The organism is Capnocytophaga sp. oral taxon 412 str. F0487, from assembly GCF_000271925.1.
Lineage (GTDB): Bacteria > Bacteroidota > Bacteroidia > Flavobacteriales > Flavobacteriaceae > Capnocytophaga > Capnocytophaga ochracea.
This window is the reverse complement of record NZ_AJZR01000028.1, coordinates 1-25,263: the sequence shown is the minus strand read 5'-3', so window position 1 is coordinate 25,263 and position 25,263 is coordinate 1. Positions and strand designations below refer to the sequence as shown.

Below are 25,263 nucleotides of genomic sequence, written 5' to 3'. Positions count from 1 at the left end.
GTTTGTTTATAAATTTTCTATGATAAAATTCGTCATTTTTGTATATAACTGATAGCGTGTGCTACCTGTGTTGTCGTAAATACCGTGATTCTTATCGGGGTAAATTAACCAATCAAAATCTTTTTGCAAACTCACCAAGGTATTGATGAGCACCATTGCATTTTGCACGTGTACATTGTCGTCGGCACTACCGTGAATGAGCAGGTATTTACCTTTGAGTTTGGCAGCGTGAAACAACGGTGAATTTTCGTCGTAACCTTTTGCGTTCTCTTGGGGGGTGCGCATAAAACGCTCGGTGTAAATAGTGTCGTAAAAACGCCAATTGGTAACAGGGGCTACTGCTATCGCCATTTTAAATATATCGCCTTTTTGAAACAGACAGTTAGACGACATAAACCCACCAAAACTCCAACCCCAAATACCTATTCTGCTCTTGTCTATATAAAGATAATCGCCTACAAGCTGAGCAACATCGGCTTGGTCTTCTACTTCGTATTTACCCAGTTGCTGATAGGTACATTTCTTAAAATCTGCTCCTTTGTAACCTGTGCCCCTTCCGTCTACACATAGCACTATATATCCTTTTTGGGTGAGCATTGCGTGCCAAAAGTCATTCATCTCCCACCATTGGTCGGCTACTTCTTGTGAACCTGGCCCTGAGTATTGGTACATCAAGAGCGGATATTGCTTTTTAGGGTCAAAATCTTTAGGTTTAAGCATATAAGCATTGAAAGTACCCTTAGCAGTTTTCAGTTCCATAAACTCTTTTTCGGGCAAATTATAAGCTTTCAATCGTTGGGCGTATTCGGCATTGGTAACAATTTCTTTGAGTTGCTTACCACTTTTGGTATCGTTTAGCGTATAGCGTGGAGGCGTAGTGGCATTGGCAAAAGCGTGAATATACATTGTATAATCGCCACTGAATGTGCCTTTGTTTGTTCCTGCCTCAGTAGAAAGCGCGCGAGGGGCTTTGCCTTTGAGGTTTACCGCATAGAGTCCTCGGCGAGTAGAGCCCGTCTGGGTAGATTGGTAGAACAGCTGTTGGGTTTTAGGGTCGTAACCATAGCAATCGGTTACTTCCCAGTTACCACGCGTGAGCTGGTGTACTAATTTCCCTTTGGCATTGCAGTAGTAAAAATGGTTATTTCCATCTTTCTCCGATTGGTAAATAAAACTATTATCGGGTAAAAATAGTATCTCCTTGTTGATGCTTATATAAGTCGTGCTGGTTTCCTTCACTAAGGAAGTCGTTGCCTTCGTCTGGCTATTCACTTGCAAGAGTTGCCAATCGTTTTGGTGGCGATTGAGAGTTTGTACCGTCAGCTTATGAGGGTCGTTTGTCCATTGCAAACGTGGGATATAATAGGCTTTCAAGGGTATTTCAGCCACCGATTTATCAGCCACAGTATAGATATGCAAACTCACCGCCGAATTAGCTTCCCCTGCTTTGGGATATTTGAAAGTATAAGGCGTAGGATAGAGGTCGTAACCGTAAATGTCCATTGAAAACTCAGGTACTTTGCGCTCATCTGAACGTATAAATGCTAATTGTGTACCATCAGCATTCCAAGCAAACAATCGCACAATCCCGAACTCTTCTTCGTACACCCAATCAGCAGTACCATTAATGATAGCGTTCTTCTGTCCGTCGGTAGTGATTTGGGTTTCCACACCCGTCGTAAGGTCGTATAAATACAAGTTGTTTTCGTATACAAAAGCCAATTGCTTACCATTAGGCGAAAAAGTGGGGACTTGTATGCGCTTGTCGCTCACTTTTTTAAGGTCGCCAGAAGCGAGGTCGTATAGGAAATAATCGGCTATAAACGAATGTCGGTAGATATCCTCTTTTCGGGTAGCGATGAGGAGCTTTTTCTCATCGGGAGAAAACTCATAGCTCTCAATCCTATTCACTCTTTCATTAGTTTCAAAGAGTGTTTGTACTTTGCTGAGCGTTGCAAAGTCGTAAAGGTTAATTTCCTGAATATGTTTATCACGGTTATATTCGAGCACTGTATATTGCGGGGTTTTCTTCAGTGCCTTCAAGTTGTACATACGTTCGGGGTAAAAAGCGTGTTGCGTCCAGATATTCTCTAAAGAAATAGACTGTGCAGATAACAAGTAAAAGCTAAGAAATAAAGCCAACAAAAGCTGGGTATGTAAGTATTGGTGCACTCTATTGCGTCTAAATACAGCCACCTTTTGTAATTCATAATTCGCCATTTCTAATTAGTCTTTTGTCATTTATCATTAACCTCTAACCTTTGATTATTAATTTCGCGGTCAATATTAGTCAATATTTTTGATATAGAAGCTATCTTTTAATCTGTTTTTTTATATTTATTTTCTATATGATTGATTTTGAATAGCTCTCACTGTTCAACCTATTTTCATATTCCCCTAATACTTTTAGCTCTTCTGTCATAATATCCAAAAGTTGTATCGCTTGTTGGTATCGGGCATAACTATCAAACACCACATCTACAAAGAATGCGTATTTCCAAGGAGTCTCTATTACAGGCAACGACTGTATTTTAGTCATATTCATATCGTAATCACGTAACACGTTCAGCACCGTTGCCAAGCTACCACTCTTGTCATATACTTGGAATTTAAGCGTCGCCTTATTGATATCTCTTTTGGGTAGGTGTGCATCAGTAGTTCTGAGTACCACAAAGCGGGTAGCATTACGCTTAATGGTTTGTATGCTTTCCGCAATAATAGGCAAGCCGTAGAGCTCAGAAGCCGATGCCGAAGCAATAGCCGCTACTCCTTTGAGTTGTTGTAAGTGTATCTGTCGTGCTGCCTCAGCTGTATCAGGAGATTCCACCAGTCGTATATCAGGATAATCGTGAAAGAAATCCTTACATTGCAACAGTGCCATATAGTGCGAATGCACCTCAGTAATATCCTCTAAGCGTTGCCCTTCTAGCGCCATCAGGTGGTGCTGTATGTTCATATAGTGCTCCCCTGTAATGTGCAGGTTATGGCGGTCTATAAGGGCATAATTAGGCAATATCGCTCCTGCAATGCTATTCTCAATAGCCATCACGCCCCACTCAGCATCGCCTTTCAGCAGTGCTTTCACTACCGCATCAAAAGTACGACATTCCAGCACCTCTATATCTTTGCCAAAGTAACTCTCAGCCGTCTGATAGTGAAACGAACCTTTGATACCCTGTATTGCTACTTTTTCACTCATTTACATATTAAAAATCACCCCTTTCGCATCTTTTTATGGCAATATCGCTCCTACTGCTATATCACAGCGGTGTCCCGGTTGTCCGTGAGGCGGATTAGGCTTCCCCGAAAAACCCGGTTCAGTAGTCCCCGTGTGCTGTTGTGCCATTTTCGGGTCGATAACTATTTGTTGTTCTACCGTTTTAGGCGTAGCTGGTGCTTGCTGTTTCACAGGCTTACTGTTCAGCGGAGCGCCCACCGGTATATCACAACGGTGCCCTGGTTGCCCGTGAGGCGGATTCAGTTTCTGTCCCTTCGTCGCCACCCCTTGCTGTGTCTGAGGTTGTGCCACCTGCACCTGTTGCACTTGTGGCATACCTCCCGAAACTACGGGCTTAGCATCGGCACTGCTCACAGGCTGTGCTTGTGTTTGCGTTTGGGCTATCACATTGCCGTCGTTAGGTAGCGGAGCCCCCACGGCTATATCACAACGGTGTCCTGGCTCTCCGTGAGGCGGATTGAGCTTTGCTCCTTGCTGTGTAGCTGGTAGCGATACGTTGTTAGAAAAATTCGCCCCACCCGCACCAAACGGATTTCTTTCGTTGCTCTTATCGCGTGCTTCCTCAGCTTTCTGAGTGTTAGCAAGAGCATCTTCGGCAACAGCTATTTCCTGTTGCCCGTTATTACAAGCCATTAAGGCAAACATTGTGGCAGTGAGTATAGTAAATCTTACATTCATAAATGGGTAAATTTTCGGCAAAGATAGAAAATAATTATCAATTAGCAACTCACCCATAAATATTTTCTCACCCCCAGCACTGTAAGTTCTTACATTCGTTATATATCCTACACAATCCCTATTTACATAGTTCTTTTTTCTACAAAAACGCTTCCTAACAGATATCCTCTCGTCATTTGTCCCTCGTCATTTCTTCCCTTTTCCGTCCCTAATTCCCCCTTTTTGAAGGTAGCCAGCAATAGCTGGGTATGTGCCCCGCGAGAGCGGAGTATGTGAGAAGGGGGAGGTTTCATTATTTTTTCCGTCACCACATTCCCCCTCTCCTTGGGAGAGGGACGGGGTGAGGATTCCTTTTCTTTCGTATCGAAACCCTCTTTTTACCATTTTTTGCATCGCTGTATTATATTATGAGTCAAATACTTATACACTCTTTCTATACCAATCGTCCAAGATTCGTATAAGCTTCCTATAAGCTCTCTATAAGCTAACCCCACCTTCCTTACACCCTTTTTTCATCAAAAACTCTCCCTCTTCTCTTCCGATTTCTTCTGTTTCCTTCCGATAGCTCAGATGTCTCACTTTTAGAGGTATACACTTTGCCAAAGTTTGAAACTTTGGCAAAGTTAATTATCAGTATTTTTGGCATTTCTGACATTATCAGTATTTCTAGCATTATTGACATTTTTAGTATTATTGGCATCATTATTTTTGTTTTATAAGTAATAATTCACTACCTTTGTACCGAATTTTAATCACATTCATTATGAAAACACGTACAAAAATCTTAATTGCAATAGTTATAGCTCTTTTGGTCGCTCTCTTAGCACAAGACATCGACAGTCTATTAAACTCCTTTTATGAGGGGTATGAAAAAGGTAAACAACGCTGATAAATTTTATAATGCCTGTATGTGATGACTCTCTCAACATTTCCCTTAATTCACATTTTAATAATAAGCATATGAAAAAATCAAAACCAAACCGAATTATAGGCGCTTTCCTAATACTAATGGCAATCGCCTATCTGTACAACAACTGGACTTCCGCCAAACAAGGCTTCCTTGAAGGATTGTTCGGACAATAGTTATTAACATTAATACTCGTTTGTAATATGAAAACAAAAAAATCAGAAACAGTATCCATACCCAAAATGATATTCTTAGCCATTCTACTATGGTGGTTCTTATATGGCGTTTTTTATGCCTTAGGAGAATTTGTAGGGAATATCCAGAAAGACTTATGAATTTTCTTACCTCAGTCCGTCGCCTTATTCTTAGTGACAAAAGACTAACTCTTGTAGCTGTTATCTTATCCTTATTTTTTATTTATAGATTAGGGAAAGCTATAGGCGAATTTTTGTATTATATCTCTCATTAAACCCTTATATTATGTGGTTAGTTATTGTATTTTTATGTATCTTTTTAGCCAGTGCTTATCGCGAGAAAAATAAAGAAAGACGTTTGGTACTTTCTATTATTTGGGCGATAGCAATACTCCTTACCATAGGCTTTCAAATAGGAAGAGACCGTGCAAAAGCCGATATAACTACAGAAGAATCTGTGATTTCAAAAACTAAATAATAAGAATACTCATATAGCTCACACCCCCGAGTTCCTTCGTCAGCGTGAGCTACAAGCTCACGCTCCATTCTCTCATTTCCTAATTTTCTAATTTCCTAATTTTCTAATTTGCCACATACTCAGCTGTCATAAGTTTTATCTTTTATCTTCCAAAAACTTTTTTTTGCTTTTTATTTGCTTTTATCTTTTTTTGTTTATATCTTTGTCCTCTAAAACAATCGTAAGTTTTAGAATGTTAAACGAAACTATTATATTATGAATGAATTAACAGAAAAAGACCGCCAATTGCTCATTAAAAAAGGGATCTCCGAAGAAATACTCGATGCCCAAATAGCGCAATTCAAACAAGGAATTCCTCCTATACAACTGTATAAAGCCGCTGTGATAGACGATGGTATTATTCCGCTCAGCAAAGAAGAAGCCGCCAAGTACGCTGCTATTTATCAAAAACGAAAGCGAGGTAACACTATCCTCAAATTCGTACCTGCCTCTGGTGCGGCTACCCGTATGTTTAAAGCTCTTTTCGCTTTCCGAGACGATTTCGAACCCGACCGTGAGTCATTTATAGCTTATGTCAATAGAACAGGTAACAAGGAAGTTAAAACCTTCTTCGAAGGTCTCGAACGCTTTGCCTTTTATCCTATCTTAAAAGCTGCTATTGATAAAAATCACCCCGACTTTTCCTCACTAAACGAAGATATCCAAAAACACATCATCGTCAATACGCTTCTCAATGAAGAAGGGTTGGGCTATGGCAATATGCCTAAGGGATTACTACCTTTCCATAAGCATTCCGAGAAAATCGCCACTCCTTTTGAAGAGCACTTCCGCGAAGCAGTACTTTATGCCTCCGATGAGGAAGAAGCCCACCTGCACTTCACCATCACCGAGCAACATACCGAAGCTTTTTATAAGGAACTCAACCATATCAAACCTATACTCGAAGAACGCTATAACATTACTTTCGATGTAACTTTCTCTTACCAAAAACCAAGTACTGATACAATTTCGGTAACCGAAGATAATGAGTTTTTCCGCGACGAAGAAGGCAATTTACTCTTCCGCCCTGCGGGTCACGGAGCGCTACTCAGCAACCTCAACGATATCGATGCCGACATCATCTTCATCAAGAATATTGATAATGTGGTAGTGAAAAAGTATACCGATGAGACCGTGTTTTACAAAGAAGCGCTCGCCGGAAAACTATGTGAAGTACAAGACGAAGTGTTTAAAATCCTACATCGTATAGATAATGATAAGATTAAGAAGAAAGAGATTAAGCATATACTCGATTTCCTCAAAGAAATCAATATCTCTGTTCCCGATTATCTCTATAAATTCCGCCGTCAATATGCTATGGAGTTTATCAAAGAGCAACTGAATCGCCCTATACGCGTATGCGGAATGGTGAAGAACGAAGGAGAACCCGGTGGAGGTCCTTTCTGGGTGAAAGATGGTGAAGGTTATAGTTTACAAATCATCGAATCTGCACAGGTGAATATGGCAGATGCCAAGCAAAAGGAAATTTTCCAGCAATCTACTCACTTTAACCCCGTAGATTTGGTTTGTGGCACGAAGAACTACAAAGGCGAGAAATTCGATCTACAACAGTACGTAGACCCTAACCAAGCCTTTATAACCTCCAAAACCTTTATGGGCAGACCGCTAAAAGCTCTCGAATTGCCAGGTTTGTGGAACGGTTCTATGGCTCACTGGATTACCCTTTTCGTAGAAGTACCTATCATCACCTTCAACCCCGTAAAAGTAGTAAACGATTTATTGAAGAAAACTCACCAAGGATAATTAACAATTAATACTATTAAAAAAGAGGTTGTTCGAAAAGTCTTAAAATCGCATTTGCGTCACTACACTTTGCCAAAGTTTTTGCCCGTGTGGCTTGCACCTTTGGCAAAGTTGATTACCTTGACAATCAATTTTCTTTAGTTACATTGTAGGGGCGATTTGCAAATCGCCCCTACAAAACAAATCTTTTTGGATATGCCCTTCTTGTGCAATATCTTTTACCTTTTACTCATATACCCAGCTGTGAGCCCTCGCTGGCTTTACCTTTTATCTTTTATCTTTTACCTTTTACCTAACTATACACTCCCCCGTTGATATTAATCACTTCTCCGGTGATATACGAAGCTTTTTTAGATACCAAAAACGATACGAGGTCGGCTACTTCTTCGGCTTCCCCAAAACGACCTACCGGTATAAGCTTCACGAGGTCTTCTTCGTTGAGCGAAGAGGTCATATCAGTGCGGATAAACCCAGGAGCAATGGCATTCACGGTGATGTGTCTTTTGGCTACTTCTTGCGCCAAGGCTTTGGTAGCCGCAATAATGGCACCTTTGGCAGCCGAGTAGTTGGTTTGCCCTGCGGTTCCCTTCACTCCCGATACCGATGAGATGTTGATAATACGTCCATAACGATGGCGTAACATCTTTTGGATAAAGAAATTAGTTACATTGTAGAAGCCGTCGAGAGTAGTGGAAATCACTTTGCTCCAATCCTCTTGGGGCATCCACATAAAAAGTCCATCGCGGTTAATACCCGCGTTGTTCACAATCACTTCTACCACGGCATCTTTATTGTCGTGTTGCCATTTGGTAAGGGCTTCGGCAGTACTTTGGTGGTCAGATACGTCAAAGCGTATAATCTCTCCTTCACGCCCTAATTTCTTGATGTGATTGAGGGTTTCAAGTGCAGCTACCTCATTGCTTTGGTAAGCAATGAGTAAATGATAATCGGTGTCTTGTGCGAGCTTTTCGCATATAGCGCGCCCTATACCTCGCGAACCACCTGTAATAATAGCATACTTTCTCATTTTATTTAGGTAAGAGGTAAGAAGTAAGAGATAAGAGGAATAGAGACTCTTATTTTACTGAATACACTCTTGTTTAATATTTGTTATTGATTTATTATTGATTGAATTTATATATTGATTTAAGTAATCTATTTTCTACCTAAAACCGTCCTACTTTTCTTACCTCTTATCTCTATCTATTTAACTTCTCTTTTGTGGTTTTTACCGTTTGTGCAAGCATTTTAATGATTTCATCACAGTCTGCGTGAATATTATTATACTCTGTAGTTGTTAAATATTGTGCTCTATAAAGGAGCTCTAACCAATAATCTGTTTCAGCAGCTTCTTTTAAGGCTATGCTTGCTTTATTCAAATAGTCAGCATCAGAGATAGCAAATTCTTGTTCTGCTAAATTAGCACCAATACTTGTTCCTGACCTCAATATCTGTTTAGATATTACATATTCTCTTTTTTGCTCTTTCAGATATTCATATAGGTGTATAATTCTTAAAGCAAAATCCTTTGATTTATTTCTTACTATACTAGTTCTCATTTTGTTTAGGTAAGAGGTAAGAAGTAAGAGATAAGAGGGGTAGGGGCTCTTATTTTACTGAATACACTCTTGTTTAATATTTATTATTGATTGAATTTATTATTGAATTTATTATTGAATTTATTATTGAATTAAGTAATCCATTTTCTGCCTAAAACCGTCCTATTTTTCTTATCTCTTATCTCTTCCCTAAAAACGCGCTACATTTCTTACCTCTTACCTCTTATCTCTTATCTTTTAAAAAAGTTGGTGGCTTCCTTCAAGTAAGTATAAAACACCAAATCTTCCTTAAAGAACGGTATAATCTCTCTTATTTCCCTATACCATTCTTTGGTAGTGCTCGAAAGCTCGTTATAACAGCCCAAGATATCGATAGCCTGCGCAATGGTGATAGCCTCAATAGCAAGCACCTGAAAAGCGTTGTCTATCACTTTATGGGTAAGGGTCGCCGCATTGGTACCCATACTCACTATATCCTGATTGTCGTTATTGTTCGGGATACTATGCACATACATCGAGGTAGAAAGAGTTTGGCACTCGGCAGTGGTAGAAGTAGCGGTAAACTGTACTCCTTGCATACCGAAGTTAAAGCCCAATTTCCCTGCGTTCACAAATGGTGGCAATAGCTCGTTGATTTTAGGGTTCAATAGGTAGTTGAGCTGTCGCTCAGCAAGCATTGTCATACGGGTAACTACCAGTTTAAGCTTGTCCATTTCAAGAGATATATAATCGCCGTGGAAGTTACCCCCGTGATATACCTGTTGGGTAGGCACATCTACTATTGGGTTGTCGTTAGCTGAGTTCAGTTCCTCTTCTACGATGCGCTCAGTATGCGCAATGGTGTCGTATACAGCCCCGAGTATCTGTGGCACACAGCGCAAGGAGTAGTATTCTTGCACCTTTTCTTTAAATACAGTTTCGTTGTGTTGCCCTTTGTAAAGGTGTTCTGCACGTTTGCGGGTGCGTTTGCTGTCGTGCAAGAAGTCGCGCATCATTCGGGCGATTTCTTTTTGCCCAGTATGTTGTTTGGCGTTGTTTAATTCAGATGAAAAATGGTCGTCATAAGTCTGTACTAGCTCGTTGATAGCCGTTGTGAACTTCACTGTCCAATCCAATAGCTTTTGTGCGTAATACACATTCACCCCTGCCAAGCCCGTCATTACCGACGTGCCGTTCATCAGCGAAAGACCCTCGCGCAAATGTATTTGTAACGGTTTGAGTCCCACTTCGGCAAATACTTCCGCCGTAGGTCTGCGGACGCCTTTGTAAAACACTTCTCCTTCGCCTATGAGCACTAAGGCGAGATGGGCTAACTGCACAAGGTCGCCACTAGCTCCCACGCCTCCGTGTTGGAAAATAAGCGGGGTAATGCGGTAGTTCAATAGGTCGCGCATCAGTTCAATAGCCTCTATATGCACCCCCGATTTGCCTAACGACAAGCTCGTAAGTCTACACAATATAGCCGCCCGCACGGTTTCTTCATCAAACACCTCCCCTAAGCCCGAACTATGACTGCGGATAAGATTGTATTGCAACTGCAATTGGTCTTCTTTTTCAATGCGATATTGCGCCATCGGTCCAAAGCCCGTATTCACGCCATAGATGATTTTGTTCTCTGCAAAGTCTTTTAAGAAAGCGTAACTCTCTTCAATGAGGGCTTTAGCTTCTTTGCTAATAGCCACTTCTTTCTTATCAAAAACGATATCTTTAAAATCGCTGTAAGTACGTAATGTTTTCATTGTTTTTAGTTATTAATATAAATCAAGTTTTGTGTTATGGTCAGCGAGCTAGCGCAGCTGAGTATGTGAGGCAATCACTCCATTAGTAATCTGGCGACAAAGATAATAACTAATTTGTAAATTAGCAAAATTTAGTACTTAGTTTTTAGTCATCAGTGATGTCCTGAGCCTCTCCGAGATTTTCTGAGAACTCCGATTAACTACACACCCTCATTTTCTAATTCTCTAATTTTCCACCTGCTCGTGTAGCTCTCACCTCGTCGTGCTACGACCCTTAGTAAAATTGATACACTGATAATCAGTCGCTTTTTCAGTATATTTTAGAGGGCAATTTGCAAATCGCCCTCTAAAAACAAGCCTATTGAGTCGTAATCTATTTTTGTTTGACTATAATATCTGTCCAATATATACAATACTGATTTACAATTGTATTTGTATTATAATCTGTCTGTAGTTTGCGAGCTGGCATAGCAGAGTATGTGTCTAAAGGCAACTTGTTGCCTATTTGTTTGATTTGTAAAGAATTGTAAGATTTCTGTAGCGTAAGCTACACTTTTGTTGCATCGAACTTACGTTAGTTATTTTATGTCCGACAAATCTAACCAGTTGCCAATGATATTAGCAGATAATAGCACTATAAACTCAACTAATCTTCGATTATAATTTGATTAATCATCATTGTAGAGCCACTGTAGAGCCACTGTAGAGCCACTGTAGAGCCACTGTAGACCCACTGTAGAGCCACTCATCGTTCACCCTACCTTTATCTTACCCCCACTCTACCTCCTGACAAACCTTGTCTTTCACCCTAATAGCCATCACTACTTTTTACTCACACCTAAATTATTTATTTTTTTAATCGATTTTTCTTTTATTCTCTCATTTCCTCATTTTCTAATTTTCTAATTTTCTAATTTTCTAATTTCCCTCATATCTTTTACCTATCCAATGCACATTATTTAATTTTTTTTCGTACCTTTGTCGCTCACTATTGTGCGATAGATATGAAGCACTTCATCATCTTACTTATCATTCTTTTGGGGCATTTCCCCACCACAACAGCTCAAAATCAGGACTTGCCCTTTGTCCCACCTATCTATAACTACTCTCAAACTCAATACAAGGCAGGCTTGCAAAATTGGCAAATAAGCCAATGCAAAACGGGCGTCCTCTACGTGGCTAATAACCAAGGGCTACTTACTTTCGACGGACAGGTATGGCAACTCCACTATCTGCCCCAGAAAAAAATAGCCCGTTCTGTTTTTGCCGATAATAACGATTCCAAACTGCGCGTCTATGTAGGCTCTTTCGAAGAGTTTGGCTACTTCCAGCGCAATGCTCAAAACCAATTGATCTACACTTCTCTAAAAGACCAACTCAAAGATTACCGCTTTCACAACGATGAAGTCTGGCGCATATTCAAGCATCAAGATAAGATTTACTTCCAAACTTTCTCCTCCTATTTTGTGTTCGACGGCAACCAAGTACGCGCTTTCAGCCCTAAACCCGCCCCTTTTGCAATGTTCTCCGACGGCAATACCCTCTATATGCAAGGCGTAAATGCCGACTTTTATACCATCGACCCTCAACATCGCCTCCATCAAAAACTCTCTACTAACAGCTTAGGAGGATTGGTAATCGCTACTATCCCCTATCAAAAAGAACTCCTTCTGGTAACCGACAAGAATGGCTTGTTCTTTTTCAACCCTCAAACCGACCAGTTGCGCAAGTTCACTACCGATATCGACGCTCTATTACCCTCCATTAGGCTGAACCGTGCGCTCATTACCGATGAAGGTAACCTCATCTTAGGAAGCCTTTCCGAAGGTCTGTATGCTATCAATGTCAGCACAGGTAAACTCCTGTGGCATATCCACAAGAAAAACGGACTGAACAATAACACCGTACTCGGGCTTTATGAAGATATCCAGCACAACCTCTGGGTAGCCTTAGACAACGGTATTGCTATGATTGAAATCCCTAGCAAACTCCGCTTCTTAAATTTAAATGGCGATGTAGAGCTCATCAGCGATATGGCTGAGCAAGGCAACTCTTATTACTTAGCCTCTAATAAAGGGGTATTTTCCCTTACTAACGGAAAACTCAACAAACTGCCCAACTTCTCAAGCCAAGTGTGGTTCGTAAAGCTGTACGACCACCAGTTATTTGTAGGACATAACAAAGGTGTCTCCGAACTCGTAGGTGACCAATTACGCCCCCTCAGCAATGTAGGCGTCGGAGGTATGGATTTAAAGAAGGGAACGATTCACGGTCAAGAGGTGCTCGTCGGCTCTTCGTATTCTGTCCTTACTATTTACAAGAGAGACAAAGCTGGCAGGTGGGAGCCCTCACATATCGTCGATGGCTTTTTCGACCTTACTTATCGCATCGAAATAGACCCTATGGGCAACATCTGGACGAATCACATCTATAAAGGCGTCTGCAAACTCTCACTTACCGAAGACCTAAAAAAGGTGAAGCACAAAGTAGTGTTCAGTAAACCTAAAACCAAAGAAGCCCTTCGCCTCCTCAAAATACGTGGAAAAGTAGTCTTTGCCGACGGCTCTCAATTCTACTACTACAACGAAGATAAAGAAGAAATTGTACCTTATACTATCCTCAATGAACAACTCCCTCAGCTCACTAAAACCCGCAATATAGTACCCGTAAACGATAATCGGTTCTGGTTTATCACTGCCACCGATTACTTTTTAGTTTCCTTTGCCGATGGTCAATACAAAATAACCGAAAAGATTGCTTTCGATGAGCTCCAACACCCCACCACCGAAGACCGCGCCTCTGTATTCGTGTCTTCCGATGGTGCTTCTTTCTTTTGTTTAGACGGTAGTATCGCCCGTTATACTGATAATGCCCCTCAAACCACCTACCCCTATAATCTCAGCCTAAAAAGCCTCCGCTCCTACGACCGCGATACCGACCAATATCTTTTGGAAGAAATTACCGCCAATCCTTCTTTCCCTTACGCCAAAAACAATTTGGTGTTCCAATTTCAGTATCCCAATTTTAGTAAAGAACATTACCAACTGTGGTACGTCTTAGAAGGATATGACAAGCGGTGGACACAAGCCGACCCCGATTTTAGCATCAGCTATCAAAATCTCCCCCCTGGTAAATACAGGCTCAAAGTAAAAGTGCTCAACGAACTAAACAAAGAGCTCTCCCTCTATTCCCTCCCGTTTCAAATCACTACCCCTTGGTATAAAAGCCTTTGGGCTTATATATTGTATTTCGTCAGCTTCATCGGGGTAAGTATCGTAGCAACAGCTATCTACTTCCGTTATAAAATGAAGAAAAAAGAGCGTTCCTTCTTGCGTGAAAGAATACGTCGCCAACGCCTGCTCGAGTCACGCGAACAAGAAGTGACTAAACTCCAAAACCAAATGCTCGCCAACCAGTTAGAGTACAAGAGTAAGGCTCTTGCCGAAGCCACTATGCTAAACATCAGGCGCGACGAGTTCCTTACCAATCTCATAGTAGAGCTGGAACAACTAATGGACAACCAGAAAGTAAGTAAAGCCAAAAGTCATCTCATTTTGCAACATATCCGCGAGAATATCTCAGAAGAAGACCAATGGGCTGTATTCCAAGAAAACTTCGATATGATTCAAAAGAACTTCTTCAAGAATCTAAAAGAGCGTTTCCCTTCACTCACCACCACCGATTTGCGCATTTGCGTACTGATAAGGCTTAATTACACAACCAAAGAAATCGCCACTATGCAAGGTGTATCTATTCGTGGGGTTGAAACCGCCCGTTACCGTATCCGCAAAAAACTCAACCTTTCCGAAACCGATAACCTATACGACTTTTTTGTAAAATTCCAGTAAAAAACACCTTTCCATCCCCTCTCCTTTATCTTTCCCGTCACTAATTCCCCCTTTTGAAGGGGGTTAGGGGGATGTTTCTATTACACTTCCCCATTTTCTCATTTCCAAATTTGCTAATTCCCTAATTATCCCTTCTCCTTTCCGTCATACTCCCTCCTAGTGCCTATGACCTAAGACCTGGCACCTATTCCTTTTTCTTTCGCCTCGAAACCCCGTTTTTACCATTTTTCGCATCACTGTATTATACTATTTATCAACCACTTATATACCCTTTCTATACCAATCGTCCAAGATTCGTATAAGCTTCCTATAAGCTCTCTATAAGCTAACCACACCCTCCTTACACCCTTTTTTCACCAAAAATCCCACCTCTCTTCTTTCGAACTTCTCCGTTTCCTTCCGAACCCTCCAACCCTCCACATTTGCTAATTTTCAAATTTGCTAATCTGCTAATTTTTCCCCGCCCGTCGTGCTACAACTGCCTGTGCGGCTCGCACCTAATTTCCTCATTCTCTCATTTCCTCATTTTCTAATTTACTAATTAATCTGGCATTATTTTTGAAGCTCTATTGCGGTAAAATAAATCATCAACAAGAACTCATCAATAAAAAAATCATTAAGAATGAAAACCTATTTTTTCTGCCTTATGGCAATAGCTTTCACAACAGGGTGTGCTAACGGCAATAGCCAAAGAACACCCTCACTTATCACTAACGACGAAAAATCAACTCATCAACAAGCAGAAATGAAAAAAACAAACAAATCAAAATCTACTGACATCTATTTTGCAGGAGGTTGCTTCTGGGGCACCGAACACTTCTTTAAACAAATTCGCGGAGTACTCGCCACCGAAGTAGGCTATGCCAATGGTAAACTCTCCAAAGCCCCCAGTTACGAACAAGTAAGTACAGGCAATACAGGTTTTGCCGAAACCGTAAAAGTAACCTACAACCCTCAACTCATCGACCTCAACCAACTGCTCGACCTCTATTTCAAAATCATCGACCCTACTTCCCTCAACAAACAAGGCAACGACCGTGGCACGCAATACCGCACAGGCATCTATTACGTAAACGAAACCGAAAAACCGCTTATCGACAAAGCTATCGCGACACTTGCCGCTCAATACAGTAAACCCATAGTAGTAGAAGTGCTCCCTTTAAAGAACTTTTATAAAGCCGAAGAATATCATCAGGCGTATTTAGATAAGAATCCGCAAGGCTATTGCCATATTTCACCAGCCTTGTTTGAAATAGCCCGCAAAGCCAATCCAGCTAAACAGAAAGGCTTTAAAAAGCCTTCCCAAGCCGACCTTCGTAAGCAACTCACCCCCGAACAATACGCCGTTACCCAAGAAAGCGCTACCGAGCGACCATTTGCCAATGCCTATTACAACGAGTTCCGCGAAGGTATTTATGTGGATATTACCACCGGCGAACCCCTCTTTATCTCTACCGATAAGTTCGAATCAAGCTGTGGCTGGCCAAGTTTCTCTAAACCTATTGATAAAAAACTCATAGAAGAAAAAACCGATAAATCTCATAATATGACTCGTACCGAAGTGCGCAGTAAGTTAGGCAACGCACATCTCGGTCACGTTTTTAACGATGGACCTAAGGATAAAGGAGGCTTGCGCTATTGTATCAACAGTGCCTCATTGCGCTTTATCCCCAAAGACGATATGGAAAAAGAAGGTTATGGCAAATATATACCCCTCTTAGAGAAAAAAACTAAAAAATAGAAAATTAATACTCTCATTCTAAGAAAGGGGAAGACTACTATTTTAGGTCTTCCCCTTTTTACTTATCATACACTTAGCCAAAGTTTTTGCCTGTGCGACTCGCACCTTTGGCAAAGTTAAAACCTTATAATCATTTCACAAGGCTCAGTGTTGATTTTATTCTGATTTTTGTTTAATTTCTATAACGCAAGCTATACTTTCTCCTATCTTTAATTTCGCTTCTTCGCCCTACAAACAATTCTTTAAATTTGCTTTTCTCATTTTAAAGTTCTACCTTTGCAAAACTTTTAACTATTAACTCTTAACCCATAACTAAAAAGATGATTATTCAAAAAAAAGACGTATTAGAAGCGCTCCGCAAGATTACCACTCCTGGTGAAGGAAAAAATATGGTAGATAGCGGTGCTGTACAAAATATAGTAGTTTTTGGTGATGAAGTGGTAGTAGATGTAGTGATAAACAACCCCAGTCTGCAAGCCAAAAAACGTACCGAAGTAGAGGTGATGAAAGCCATTCACGGCGAAGTAAACGAGAAAGCCAAAGTAGTGGTAAATGTAAAAGTAATCGCCCCCGAAGTTACTGAAATCAAAGGGAAACCTATTCCAGGTATTCAGAATATCATAGCCGTTGCCTCAGGCAAAGGAGGCGTAGGAAAGAGTACTGTTACAGCCAACTTAGCAGCAGCACTTGCCAAAATGGGCTTCAAAGTAGGTGTGCTCGATGCCGATGTATATGGTCCCTCTATCCCTATGATGTTCGATGTAGCCACCGAGCGTCCGCGTTCAGTAACCATTGAGGATAAATCGTTTATTCAGCCCATCGAAAACTACGGGGTAAAAATACTCTCAATTGGGTTCTTTACCAATGCCAATCAAGCAGTGATATGGAGAGGTCCTATGGCAGCCAAAGCCCTTAACCAGCTCATTTTCGAGGCTTATTGGGGCGAATTAGATTTTCTTCTCATCGACCTTCCCCCTGGTACAGGCGACATTCACCTAAGCATTATGCAAGCCTTACCTATCACAGGGGCAGTAGTAGTGAGCACTCCACAGCCCGTCGCCCTTGCCGATGCTCGTCGTGCGGTAGCAATGTTCGGACAAGAAAATATCAATGTGCCTGTGTTGGGCATCGTAGAAAATATGGCTTACTTTACCCCTGAGGAATTGCCAAACAACAAGTATTATATTTTTGGTAAAGAAGGAGCTAAACACTTGGCAGGAGAACTAAAAGTGCCTTTCTTAGGCGAAATACCCTTAGTACAAGCCGTTCGTGAGGCAGGCGATACTGGGCAGCCCATAGCGTTGCAAGAAGGCAGTCCGCAAGCAAAAGCCTTCCACTCCTTAGCGCAAGAAGTGGTGAAGAATGTAGTCGCTCGCAACGAAACCCTCCCACCCTCTGAGGCTATCAAGATTACCAATATGGCAGGGTGCAGTAGTAAGTAATAAGAAACCAAAAGAGTTATACTTACCCTTTTATCTTTTAACTCTTAACATCTAATATCAATGAACCCAGAAGAACTTAAACAAGAAGTAATAAAAGCTTTAGATAAGATACGTCCCTATTTGCAAAACGACGGGGGAGATATCTCTTTAGTGGATATCGAAGATGGCAAAATCGTAAAAGTGCGATTAGAAGGTACTTGCACTAACTGTTCAGTAAACCAACTCACACTTAAAAGCGGAGTGGAAATGACTATCAAAGAGTTTGTACCTCAAATAGAAAAGGTAATCAGTGTGGAATAACTAATCAGTATAATGGCAACGAATAAAGAATCGAGAAAAGAATATTGGAAACGCAAGTGGCTCAGTAAATACCGCTTGGTAGTAATGGACGACAGTACTTATGAGGAGAAAACTTCCTTCCGTTTGAGTCGTCTTAATATCTTTGTGTTTGGTTCCTTGTTCGCCTTTGTGCTCATTACGCTCACCACCTTGTTGATTATCTATTCACCTTTACGTCAGTATATCTTGGGGTATACCGCCGTAGAAAACAAACGTGAGACTTTAAATTTGCTCTTTAGGGTAGATTCCTTAGAAGGCAAAATGCAAAGTAATGATGAGTATCTCGCTTCACTGAAAAAGGTGCTTGTAGGCAATATCAAACCTCAACAAGACAAAGATACTACCAGCTTTAACATCTCCAACCCTAAATACGACCCTAAGGCTTACAGGACAACTCCTACAAAAAAAGATTCTATTCTTCGTAAAGAAGTAGAAGAGGAAGAGACACAACCTCAACCTCAAGACAGTTTATAATACAAAAAAACAATGACAAAACTAAGTGTAAACATCAATAAGATTGCGACCTTGCGCAATGCACGTGGAGGCAATATCCCCGATTTGTTACAAGTAGCCAAAGATGTACAACAGTTTGGTGCCGAAGGTATCACTATTCACCCTCGCCCCGATGAACGTCATATCCGCTACCAAGATGCCTTCGATTTGCTAAAAGTAGTAACCACCGAGTACAATATTGAGGGCAACCCTATCCCTAAGTTCATCAATTTAGTCTTACAAGTAAAACCTACCCAAGTAACTCTTGTTCCTGATGCCGAAGATGCTATTACCTCTAATGCGGGTTGGGATACGGTAAAACACAAAAGTTTCTTAACCGAAGTAGTTACCGAATTTAAGCGCAACGGCATTCGCACCTCTCTTTTTGTAGACCCAGTGGAAGTAATGGTAACGGCTGCCGCTACCACAGGAGCTGACCGTGTGGAGCTTTATACTGAAAGATATGCGCGTGAGTATGCTCGCGGTGATAAAACCCAGATAGCCCCTTATATAAAAGCAGCCTTAGAAGCACAAAAAGTAGGATTAGGACTCAATGCAGGACACGATTTGAGTCTCGACAATGTGAAGTACTTCAAAGATAATATTCCTAATTTATCGGAAGTATCCATAGGGCACGCACTTATTTGTGAAGCACTCTATTTAGGTTTAGAAAATGTAATACAACTCTACCTAAATAAATTGGCAGATTAGTAAATTTGTCAATTAGCAAATTAGGAAAAGTGCCCTTAGATTAGCCAATAATCATACATTAAATATCAACAAAATGAAAACACATCTTACCTTAGGGGAGTTCATCATTCAAAATCAGAAGGACTTCCAGCATTCAACAGGTGAGCTCTCACGTTTGCTAAGTGCTATCAAATTAGCCTCTAAGTTAGTAAACCGTGAAGTAAATAAAGCGGGGCTTGTTGAGGATATTTTAGGCGATATGGGCAAGGAGAATATCCAAGGCGAAGTACAGAAGAAATTAGACGTCTTTGCTAATGATCTCTTTATCCGTGCGCTTACACAGCGCGATGTAGTATGTGGCATAGCTTCCGAAGAAAACGAATTCTTTATACCGATTACGGCTTCTGAAAACAGTCCTAATAGCAAATATGTGGTGCTCATCGACCCACTGGACGGTTCGAGCAATGCCGACGTAAATGTAACGGTGGGCACAATCTTCTCTATCTACAAACGTATAACTCCCATAGGTACACCTGTACAATTGGAAGATTTCTTGCAAGAAGGCAAGAAGCAAGTGGCGGCAGGGTATGTGGTCTATGGGCTTTCTACTATGTTAGTCTACACTACAGGACACGGAGTAAACGGTTTTACACTCGACCCTTCTATCGGTACTTATTACCTTTCTCACCCTGATATGAGATATCCCAAAAATGGTAATATTTATTCGATTAATGAGGGAAATTATGTGCATTTCCCACAAGGAGTAAAAGATTATATCAAATATTGCCAAGCATTAGAGGACGACCGTCCTTACACCTCTCGATATATAGGTTCTTTGGTCTCCGATTTTCATCGCAATATGCTCAAAGGTGGGATTTATATTTACCCGCAAGGTACACGTACGCCACGAGGTAAATTACGCCTGCTTTATGAGTGCAATCCTATGGCTTTTCTTACTGAGCAAGCAGGAGGTAAAGCTTCAGATGGTTATGGACGTATAATGGACATCAAGCCTACAAAGCTACATCAGCGGGTGCCTTTCTTCTGTGGTTCGGAAAATATGGTGAAAAAAGTAGAGTCGTTTATGGCAAAATATCCAAAAGACAAACCTGAATATTAGTAAATTATAAAATAAAGAATAAAAAACTTGCAAAATATTTGCTCAATATTTTGCAAGTTTCGAAAATAGTATTACTTTTGCACCCGTAATGAAAGAAGGTACCTTAGCTCAGTTGGTAGAGCAAAGGACTGAAAATCCTTGTGTCCCTGGTTCGATTCCTGGAGGTACCACGAGATCTTCTTCATAGAGGAAATTTTTCATATTTTTAAGGATTAGGAATTGCAAAAGCCTCAGCATTACGCTGAGGCTTTTGTTTTTTATTTTATACTATACTTTCCTATTTAAAATATTCTGTATCCTACTGAAAGGCTAAACACTTGGTTTGAGGTACTCTCAGAACGGTTAGGGAGCACATCGCTGAAACCAATACCGTACTGAATGCCTGCTGTAAATCGTTTGATTTCTACGCCTGTGGCTAAGTTTAATCCTGCATCAAAAGGACGTAAATCATCAGAAGAACGATTACCTATGCTGAGGGAATGGCGATTGGTTACTTTATAGTCTTTTAACTTATCTTTCTTGTAGTAAGCCCATTCTTCACGACTATTGCCCCACAAAGCAGCTGCTACATAAGGACCTGCTTTCCAAACGAGTTTTACATTCCTGAGTTTAAGTTTATAGCCTACATAAAAAGGCATCTCTAAATAACCATAAGTGTAATGCAACTCGCTGATTTGTTTTTCTTTACCTTCTTTATATTTATACTCATAGGCTTGTCCTTTGGTGTTGAGCATTAAACCTGTTTCAAGAGCAAATCCGGTAGGGAAGTTCAAACTGAACAACGCCCCCGTATGAAAACCTGGGGTAAAAGTTCTATCACTATTAGAAGAATCGGCGTAATAAAGTCCTGCTATATTGCCTCCTATTTTCACTTCTAAACCTGGCTTTACTTGTGCCTGTAACATCGCTATACTGCTGAATAACATTACAGCTAAAAATAGTTTTGTTCTTTTCATTCTATATTGATTTTTGTTATTTAAAGTACAAAGATACAAAATATTTTGTAAATGAACAAACTTGCGAATATATTAATTATTATTACCTTTGCCTCCCAAACTAAAAGCTGAACTCTAATACTTAACAACTGATGAAACAGATAGACGGTTTTTCTAAACTTACCAAAGCCCAAAAGATTGCGTGGCTTTGCGATACTTATTTCCCTAATATAGAGAATGCTGCTTCTTTTTTTGAAAAGTACCACAACGCTGATACTGACCTTCAGAAACTGCACGACGAGTTTATTGAAAATACAGTCTCTAACTACTATCTGCCCTTTGCGGTAGCGCCTAACTTTCTCATCAACGGGCGCACTTATACTGTACCTATGGCTATTGAAGAGAGTTCGGTGGTGGCAGCTGCTAGCAGGGCGGCTAAATTCTGGCAAAGCCGTGGTGGTTTTCATACCGAAGTGCTTTCTACCGAAAAAACAGGGCACGTACATTTCTTCTTCTACGGTGAAAAAACTAATTTAGAAAACTTCTTCAACCACATACAACCCTTGATGCTCGCTAAAGCACAACCCATTACTGCCAATATGGAAAAACGCGGGGGCGGTATTACTTCTCTTACCTTAGTGGACAAAACCGATGCTTTGGCGCACTATTATCAGCTTTCGGCTACTTTTGAAACCTTAGACGCTATGGGTGCGAACTTCATCAATTCATGCTTAGAATCCTTTGCGCAGACGTTTAGAGAAGAAGCGGAACGAGACGCCTCTATCGGTGATAAGTATGAAATCGTAATGTCGATACTCTCGAACTATGTGCCTAACTGTTTGGTGCGCGCAAAAGTGCAATGCCCTATTGAGGAGTTGGAGATTGCCCACTTAAAAGGTGCTGAAGCTGCGAAGAAATTTGTGCAAGCTCTCGCTATTGCCAATGCTGATGTGTACCGTGCTACCACTCACAACAAAGGTATAATGAACGGTATTGACTCGGTAGTTTTGGCTACGGGTAATGATTTTCGTGCCATAGAAGCTGGTGCGCACGCTTATGCTGCTCGTAGCGGACAGTACAAGAGCTTATCGGCTGCGTGGATAGAGGGCGATACTTTCTTCTTTGCCCTTGAACTGCCTTTGGCTTTGGGCACCGTGGGCGGACTTACTACATTGCACCCTTTGGTGAAAACGGCTCTTGAAATCCTTGAAAAGCCTAACGCTCGCGAGCTAATGCAAATAGTGGCTTGTGTGGGGTTAGCACAGAACTTTTCGGCTGTAAGCTCGCTGATTAGTCTGGGAATCCAGAAGGGGCATATGAAAATGCACTTGAACAACATTTTTAACCAATTAGGGGCTACCGAAGAGGAAAAACGTGTACTTTCTTCTTATTTTAAAGATAAAACTGTAACATATAACGATGTAGCCGAAGCTCTCAAGAAAACTCGGTCGTAGGTGTGAGGTGCCTGTCGCACGGGTAGGTGGAAAATGAGGAAATGAGGTGCGAGCCGCACAGGCAAAACTTTAGCAAAGTGTAGCGATGCAAAATTTGCAAACCAGTTCTGCCTCAGAGAGGGGGAAACGCGATGCAAAAGCGACAGCTTTATATTAATCACTAATCGTTAACCTCTAACCATTATTCTTCACTTGTAAAGGTGCTGGCGGGGAGGTTGGCTTGGTTTACTAAATTGGCGTCGGTAACAGGGGTAAAAGCATAGCGCACGACTTTAGGGGTAGCGACTTGATTGCTGGTTACTTTCACTTCTTCACCTACTATTTCGGCGGTAGCAGGGTAGAAAATACCATTGCCGTCAGAAAGTTCAAAACCGCGTAAGGGCTTGCCATCGGCGGTGTGCAAGCCTTGTGCATACTGAAAAGAAACAGTGGCTACTTTCCCACTAAAAGTCGCTGAACGGAACAAGGGTCCTGAAGGGATTATATTTGTCTTGCCATAAGTATCATTCAAAGCCCATTGCGCTAAGCGTTCGCCTATGGGTTGTTTGTTCTTTGGGTGTACATCGGTGGGGTGACCGTGGTCGTAAGATACTGCCATTCCACTGTGTGGTATATCTTTCATCAATCGACGTTGACTGTCTCTAAACCAACCCCACGACGGACGGTTGATACTGGATAACTGTACGTAGTAGAAAGGCATTTGTGGATTGCCAAACTCAGTGCGCCAACTCTTCACCAATAGAGGGAATAACTTGCTATGAGCGTCCTTGTTATGCGCATTCGATTCGCCTTGATACCATATTACCCCTTTGATAGCATAATGATTTAAAGGGAGTATTCCCGCTTCGAATAAATAAGTAGGCTCATAGGGATGACGTTGGAGCTTATCCGTAGACTTTTTGATGTTCTCGGAAGCACGAGAGCGCACCCAATCCATTATAAAATCGTTTTCACGCCAATTATAAAGTATACTTGGGAAGTTGTATTCCAAAGTACGGCGGTCTATCCACGCTTCGGTAGGTGAGCCCCCCACAGCATTGCAAATGAGCCCCACAGGCATATCCAAATCTTTTTGGAGAGTACGCCCGAAGTAATAAGCTACCGCAGAAAAATGGCTTACTGTTTTAGGAGAGCACACTTGCCACTGAGCAGGGCGGTAATATTGTAAATGATTGAGCGAATCTAATACTGAGGGATTCCATTCTACGGGGTCGGTACGCCACCTTTCTTTCATATCAAACAGGCGGATATTAGGATTATCGGCTTGCGGAATATCCTTTTCGCCCGTAGAAGTTTGGTTCATATAAAACTCCATATTCGATTGCCCTGAGCAAAGCCATACTTCGCCGGCTACTACATTGGTAAAGGTGCGTTTTTCTTTACCTGCTGTGATTTGGAGCGTATAGGTTTCTTTGGCAGTAAGTGGCGATAAGGTTACTTGCCATTTGCCATTGCTATCGGCGGTAGTGGTGAGTTGCTGTTTGCCTATCTTCACAGTGATTTTAGTACCTGTATTGGCGATGCCACCCAGGGTGAGAGGTATGCCGTGTTGCAACACCATATTATCGGAATAGATAGCGGGGAGGTGCAAACCTCCGTAATCGCCTGTAATGGCACTGTAAACTACCTGTGCCAAGATAGCCGCCCCTTGAACATTAGGGTGTACCGCATCAGGGAGCATTTGAGGGAAGTGATATAGAGGCTCGTGGAAGTCGATAAGTTGGACGCCCGCTTGCTTGGCGATGCGCTCTATGGCTTGTTGTATTTCGGCGTGCCAATCGCGGGTGCCAGATTCGAATCGCTTGTGGCGATGTGCGAGTGGGGTCATACGAGCAATGAGAACACGCGCTTTGGGGTTCGCTTTTTTAAACGAAGCGATGAGAGACAGATAATCTTTTACGAAATCATCGCGGTAGTTAGGCCAGTTGCGGGGATCGGTATCGTTAATACCTAAGTGAATGACCACAATATCTCCTGCAAAGGCAAGTGCTTTTTTGTATTCTTCTTGCTGAATGTAAGACTTATGCCCTTTGCTGAGCAAAGTAGCTCCTGAATGACCGAAGTTTTCCACCTCATAGCTTTTTCCTAACTGACGTTGGAGCACCGAAGGATAGCTGTTTTGTTCGCGGTTTTCAATGCCATAGCCATAGGTAATACTATTGCCTACACACGCCACTTTAATAGGCTTTTTTTGTGCACAAGCAAAGGCGGTAAGGAGTAAGAGTGTGATAAAGAAAAGTTGCTTTTTCATTGGTTAGTATACTTAGAAAGTAAGAATGTTTTATATTAAGCTACAAAGGTAAGAAAAAAAGTGTTAGGTTGTATACAAATAACATTAGGAAATGAGGAAATTAGAAAATGAGAAAATGAGGTAAATGCCAATAATACCGATAATACCAGAAATACCACCAAAGGGAATGGACGGGTGGGAGTTTTCAGACGGGTCGGACAAGTTAGAGGAAGGGCTGGAGGATTCGGAAGGAAACGGAGGGTTTCGGAAGAGGGTTGAGATAGGTTTTGGTGAAAAAAAGGTGTAAGGAGGGTGGGGTTAGCTTATAGAGAGCTTATAGGAAGCTTATACGAATCTTGGACGATTGGTATAGAAG

Annotated in this window: 21 protein-coding genes and 1 tRNA gene; 14 read left to right on the top strand and 8 right to left on the bottom strand. The window is 41.4% G+C overall.

Annotated features, from left to right (window positions below):
* Positions 1–6: 6 nt before the first annotated feature.
* The 3 genes from HMPREF1321_RS04650 to HMPREF1321_RS04640 form a co-directional block, all read right to left on the bottom strand.
* Positions 7–2,220 carry a S9 family peptidase gene (locus HMPREF1321_RS04650; RefSeq protein WP_009421584.1) on the bottom strand — a complete coding sequence of 738 codons (2,214 nt, stop codon included), beginning with the start codon at positions 2,218–2,220 and terminating at the stop codon, positions 7–9.
* 124 nt (positions 2,221–2,344) lie between these two features.
* A complete protein-coding gene (locus HMPREF1321_RS04645; protein WP_009421603.1) occupies positions 2,345–3,199 on the bottom strand; it encodes a prephenate dehydratase in 855 nt (284 codons plus the stop codon).
* A 33-nt stretch (positions 3,200–3,232) separates the two neighbouring features.
* Entirely contained in the window at positions 3,233–3,916 is a 684-nt protein-coding gene (locus HMPREF1321_RS04640; RefSeq protein ID WP_009421587.1) for a hypothetical protein, read from the bottom strand.
* Between the two features lie 763 nt (positions 3,917–4,679).
* On the opposite strand from HMPREF1321_RS04640, the gene HMPREF1321_RS12340 reads away from it, so the two are divergent.
* From HMPREF1321_RS12340 to HMPREF1321_RS04610, 5 genes are all read left to right on the top strand, one after another.
* On the top strand, positions 4,680–4,805 hold the full coding sequence (locus HMPREF1321_RS12340; RefSeq protein WP_009421598.1) for a hypothetical protein: 126 nt from the start codon (positions 4,680–4,682) through the stop codon (positions 4,803–4,805).
* Between the two features lie 71 nt (positions 4,806–4,876).
* A complete protein-coding gene (locus tag HMPREF1321_RS12335) occupies positions 4,877–4,999 on the top strand; it encodes a hypothetical protein (protein ID WP_009421580.1) in 123 nt (40 codons plus the stop codon).
* 27 nt (positions 5,000–5,026) lie between these two features.
* The gene (locus tag HMPREF1321_RS04620) at positions 5,027–5,158 is read left to right on the top strand and encodes a hypothetical protein (protein WP_009421581.1); all 132 of its coding nucleotides are present in this window, start codon (positions 5,027–5,029) and stop codon (positions 5,156–5,158) included.
* A gap of 145 nt (positions 5,159–5,303) precedes the next feature.
* Positions 5,304–5,495 (top strand): hypothetical protein, encoded by a 192-nt coding sequence (locus HMPREF1321_RS04615; RefSeq protein ID WP_009419050.1) that lies wholly within the window; start codon positions 5,304–5,306, stop codon positions 5,493–5,495.
* 255 nt (positions 5,496–5,750) lie between these two features.
* Positions 5,751–7,298 (top strand): DUF4301 family protein, encoded by a 1,548-nt coding sequence (locus tag HMPREF1321_RS04610; RefSeq protein WP_009421608.1) that lies wholly within the window; start codon positions 5,751–5,753, stop codon positions 7,296–7,298.
* Between the two features lie 292 nt (positions 7,299–7,590).
* On the opposite strand, the gene fabG is transcribed toward HMPREF1321_RS04610, so the two are convergent.
* From fabG to hutH, 3 genes are all read right to left on the bottom strand, one after another.
* Positions 7,591–8,325, bottom strand: coding sequence for a 3-oxoacyl-ACP reductase FabG (gene fabG / locus HMPREF1321_RS04605; RefSeq protein WP_009421585.1), 735 nt, complete (start codon positions 8,323–8,325; stop codon positions 7,591–7,593).
* Positions 8,326–8,497: 172 nt separating this feature from the next.
* Positions 8,498–8,857 carry a four helix bundle protein gene (locus HMPREF1321_RS04600; protein WP_002674823.1) on the bottom strand — a complete coding sequence of 120 codons (360 nt, stop codon included), beginning with the start codon at positions 8,855–8,857 and terminating at the stop codon, positions 8,498–8,500.
* Between the two features lie 230 nt (positions 8,858–9,087).
* On the bottom strand, positions 9,088–10,596 hold the full coding sequence (hutH, locus tag HMPREF1321_RS04595; RefSeq protein WP_009421597.1) for a histidine ammonia-lyase: 1,509 nt from the start codon (positions 10,594–10,596) through the stop codon (positions 9,088–9,090).
* Positions 10,597–11,600: 1,004 nt separating this feature from the next.
* On the opposite strand from hutH, the gene HMPREF1321_RS04590 reads away from it, so the two are divergent.
* From HMPREF1321_RS04590 to HMPREF1321_RS04555, 8 genes are all read left to right on the top strand, one after another.
* Positions 11,601–14,444: a triple tyrosine motif-containing protein gene (locus HMPREF1321_RS04590; protein ID WP_009421601.1), complete on the top strand. Its 2,844-nt coding sequence runs from the start codon at positions 11,601–11,603 to the stop codon at positions 14,442–14,444.
* 622 nt (positions 14,445–15,066) lie between these two features.
* A complete protein-coding gene (gene msrB / locus HMPREF1321_RS04585; RefSeq protein WP_034575712.1) occupies positions 15,067–16,185 on the top strand; it encodes a peptide-methionine (R)-S-oxide reductase MsrB in 1,119 nt (372 codons plus the stop codon).
* 320 nt (positions 16,186–16,505) lie between these two features.
* Positions 16,506–17,627, top strand: a complete 1,122-nt coding sequence (locus HMPREF1321_RS04580) for an Mrp/NBP35 family ATP-binding protein (RefSeq protein ID WP_009421582.1) — start codon at positions 16,506–16,508, stop codon at positions 17,625–17,627.
* A gap of 60 nt (positions 17,628–17,687) precedes the next feature.
* The gene (locus tag HMPREF1321_RS04575; protein WP_009421579.1) at positions 17,688–17,927 is read left to right on the top strand and encodes a NifU family protein; all 240 of its coding nucleotides are present in this window, start codon (positions 17,688–17,690) and stop codon (positions 17,925–17,927) included.
* A 12-nt stretch (positions 17,928–17,939) separates the two neighbouring features.
* A complete protein-coding gene (locus HMPREF1321_RS04570) occupies positions 17,940–18,440 on the top strand; it encodes a hypothetical protein (RefSeq protein WP_009421610.1) in 501 nt (166 codons plus the stop codon).
* A gap of 12 nt (positions 18,441–18,452) precedes the next feature.
* Positions 18,453–19,169 (top strand): pyridoxine 5'-phosphate synthase, encoded by a 717-nt coding sequence (locus HMPREF1321_RS04565; protein WP_009421583.1) that lies wholly within the window; start codon positions 18,453–18,455, stop codon positions 19,167–19,169.
* Positions 19,170–19,242: 73 nt separating this feature from the next.
* On the top strand, positions 19,243–20,268 hold the full coding sequence (gene fbp, locus HMPREF1321_RS04560) for a class 1 fructose-bisphosphatase (RefSeq protein ID WP_009421611.1): 1,026 nt from the start codon (positions 19,243–19,245) through the stop codon (positions 20,266–20,268).
* Positions 20,269–20,365: 97 nt separating this feature from the next.
* A tRNA-Phe gene (locus HMPREF1321_RS04555) sits at positions 20,366–20,438 on the top strand.
* Between the two features lie 111 nt (positions 20,439–20,549).
* Here the strand turns inward: HMPREF1321_RS04555 and HMPREF1321_RS04550 are convergent.
* Positions 20,550–21,224, bottom strand: a complete 675-nt coding sequence (locus HMPREF1321_RS04550) for a porin family protein (protein ID WP_009419037.1) — start codon at positions 21,222–21,224, stop codon at positions 20,550–20,552.
* A gap of 131 nt (positions 21,225–21,355) precedes the next feature.
* Between HMPREF1321_RS04550 and HMPREF1321_RS04545 the strand changes: the two genes are divergently transcribed.
* Entirely contained in the window at positions 21,356–22,657 is a 1,302-nt protein-coding gene (locus HMPREF1321_RS04545; protein ID WP_009421595.1) for a hydroxymethylglutaryl-CoA reductase, degradative, read from the top strand.
* Between the two features lie 181 nt (positions 22,658–22,838).
* On the opposite strand, the gene HMPREF1321_RS04540 is transcribed toward HMPREF1321_RS04545, so the two are convergent.
* A complete protein-coding gene (locus tag HMPREF1321_RS04540; protein ID WP_009421599.1) occupies positions 22,839–24,908 on the bottom strand; it encodes a GDSL-type esterase/lipase family protein in 2,070 nt (689 codons plus the stop codon).
* Positions 24,909–25,263: the final 355 nt, after the last annotated feature.

What these genes read in the sequence shown, in the direction of transcription:
- HMPREF1321_RS04645 (WP_009421603.1), bottom strand. Translation starts at nt 3,199, where the DNA reads ATGAGTGAAAAAGTAGCAATACAGGGTATCAAAGGTTCGTTTCACTAT.
- HMPREF1321_RS04580 (WP_009421582.1), top strand. Translation starts at nt 16,506, where the DNA reads ATGATTATTCAAAAAAAAGACGTATTAGAAGCGCTCCGCAAGATTACC.
- msrB (WP_034575712.1), top strand. Translation starts at nt 15,067, where the DNA reads ATGAAAACCTATTTTTTCTGCCTTATGGCAATAGCTTTCACAACAGGG.
- fbp (WP_009421611.1), top strand. Translation starts at nt 19,243, where the DNA reads ATGAAAACACATCTTACCTTAGGGGAGTTCATCATTCAAAATCAGAAG.
- HMPREF1321_RS04640 (WP_009421587.1), bottom strand. Translation starts at nt 3,916, where the DNA reads ATGAATGTAAGATTTACTATACTCACTGCCACAATGTTTGCCTTAATG.
- HMPREF1321_RS04540 (WP_009421599.1), bottom strand. Translation starts at nt 24,908, where the DNA reads ATGAAAAAGCAACTTTTCTTTATCACACTCTTACTCCTTACCGCCTTT.
- HMPREF1321_RS04565 (WP_009421583.1), top strand. Translation starts at nt 18,453, where the DNA reads ATGACAAAACTAAGTGTAAACATCAATAAGATTGCGACCTTGCGCAAT.
- HMPREF1321_RS04550 (WP_009419037.1), bottom strand. Translation starts at nt 21,224, where the DNA reads ATGAAAAGAACAAAACTATTTTTAGCTGTAATGTTATTCAGCAGTATA.
- HMPREF1321_RS04610 (WP_009421608.1), top strand. Translation starts at nt 5,751, where the DNA reads ATGAATGAATTAACAGAAAAAGACCGCCAATTGCTCATTAAAAAAGGG.
- HMPREF1321_RS04650 (WP_009421584.1), bottom strand. Translation starts at nt 2,220, where the DNA reads ATGGCGAATTATGAATTACAAAAGGTGGCTGTATTTAGACGCAATAGA.
- fabG (WP_009421585.1), bottom strand. Translation starts at nt 8,325, where the DNA reads ATGAGAAAGTATGCTATTATTACAGGTGGTTCGCGAGGTATAGGGCGC.
- HMPREF1321_RS04590 (WP_009421601.1), top strand. Translation starts at nt 11,601, where the DNA reads ATGAAGCACTTCATCATCTTACTTATCATTCTTTTGGGGCATTTCCCC.
- hutH (WP_009421597.1), bottom strand. Translation starts at nt 10,596, where the DNA reads ATGAAAACATTACGTACTTACAGCGATTTTAAAGATATCGTTTTTGAT.
- HMPREF1321_RS12340 (WP_009421598.1), top strand. Translation starts at nt 4,680, where the DNA reads ATGAAAACACGTACAAAAATCTTAATTGCAATAGTTATAGCTCTTTTG.
- HMPREF1321_RS12335 (WP_009421580.1), top strand. Translation starts at nt 4,877, where the DNA reads ATGAAAAAATCAAAACCAAACCGAATTATAGGCGCTTTCCTAATACTA.
- HMPREF1321_RS04615 (WP_009419050.1), top strand. Translation starts at nt 5,304, where the DNA reads ATGTGGTTAGTTATTGTATTTTTATGTATCTTTTTAGCCAGTGCTTAT.
- HMPREF1321_RS04620 (WP_009421581.1), top strand. Translation starts at nt 5,027, where the DNA reads ATGAAAACAAAAAAATCAGAAACAGTATCCATACCCAAAATGATATTC.
- HMPREF1321_RS04570 (WP_009421610.1), top strand. Translation starts at nt 17,940, where the DNA reads ATGGCAACGAATAAAGAATCGAGAAAAGAATATTGGAAACGCAAGTGG.
- HMPREF1321_RS04545 (WP_009421595.1), top strand. Translation starts at nt 21,356, where the DNA reads ATGAAACAGATAGACGGTTTTTCTAAACTTACCAAAGCCCAAAAGATT.
- HMPREF1321_RS04600 (WP_002674823.1), bottom strand. Translation starts at nt 8,857, where the DNA reads ATGAGAACTAGTATAGTAAGAAATAAATCAAAGGATTTTGCTTTAAGA.
- HMPREF1321_RS04575 (WP_009421579.1), top strand. Translation starts at nt 17,688, where the DNA reads ATGAACCCAGAAGAACTTAAACAAGAAGTAATAAAAGCTTTAGATAAG.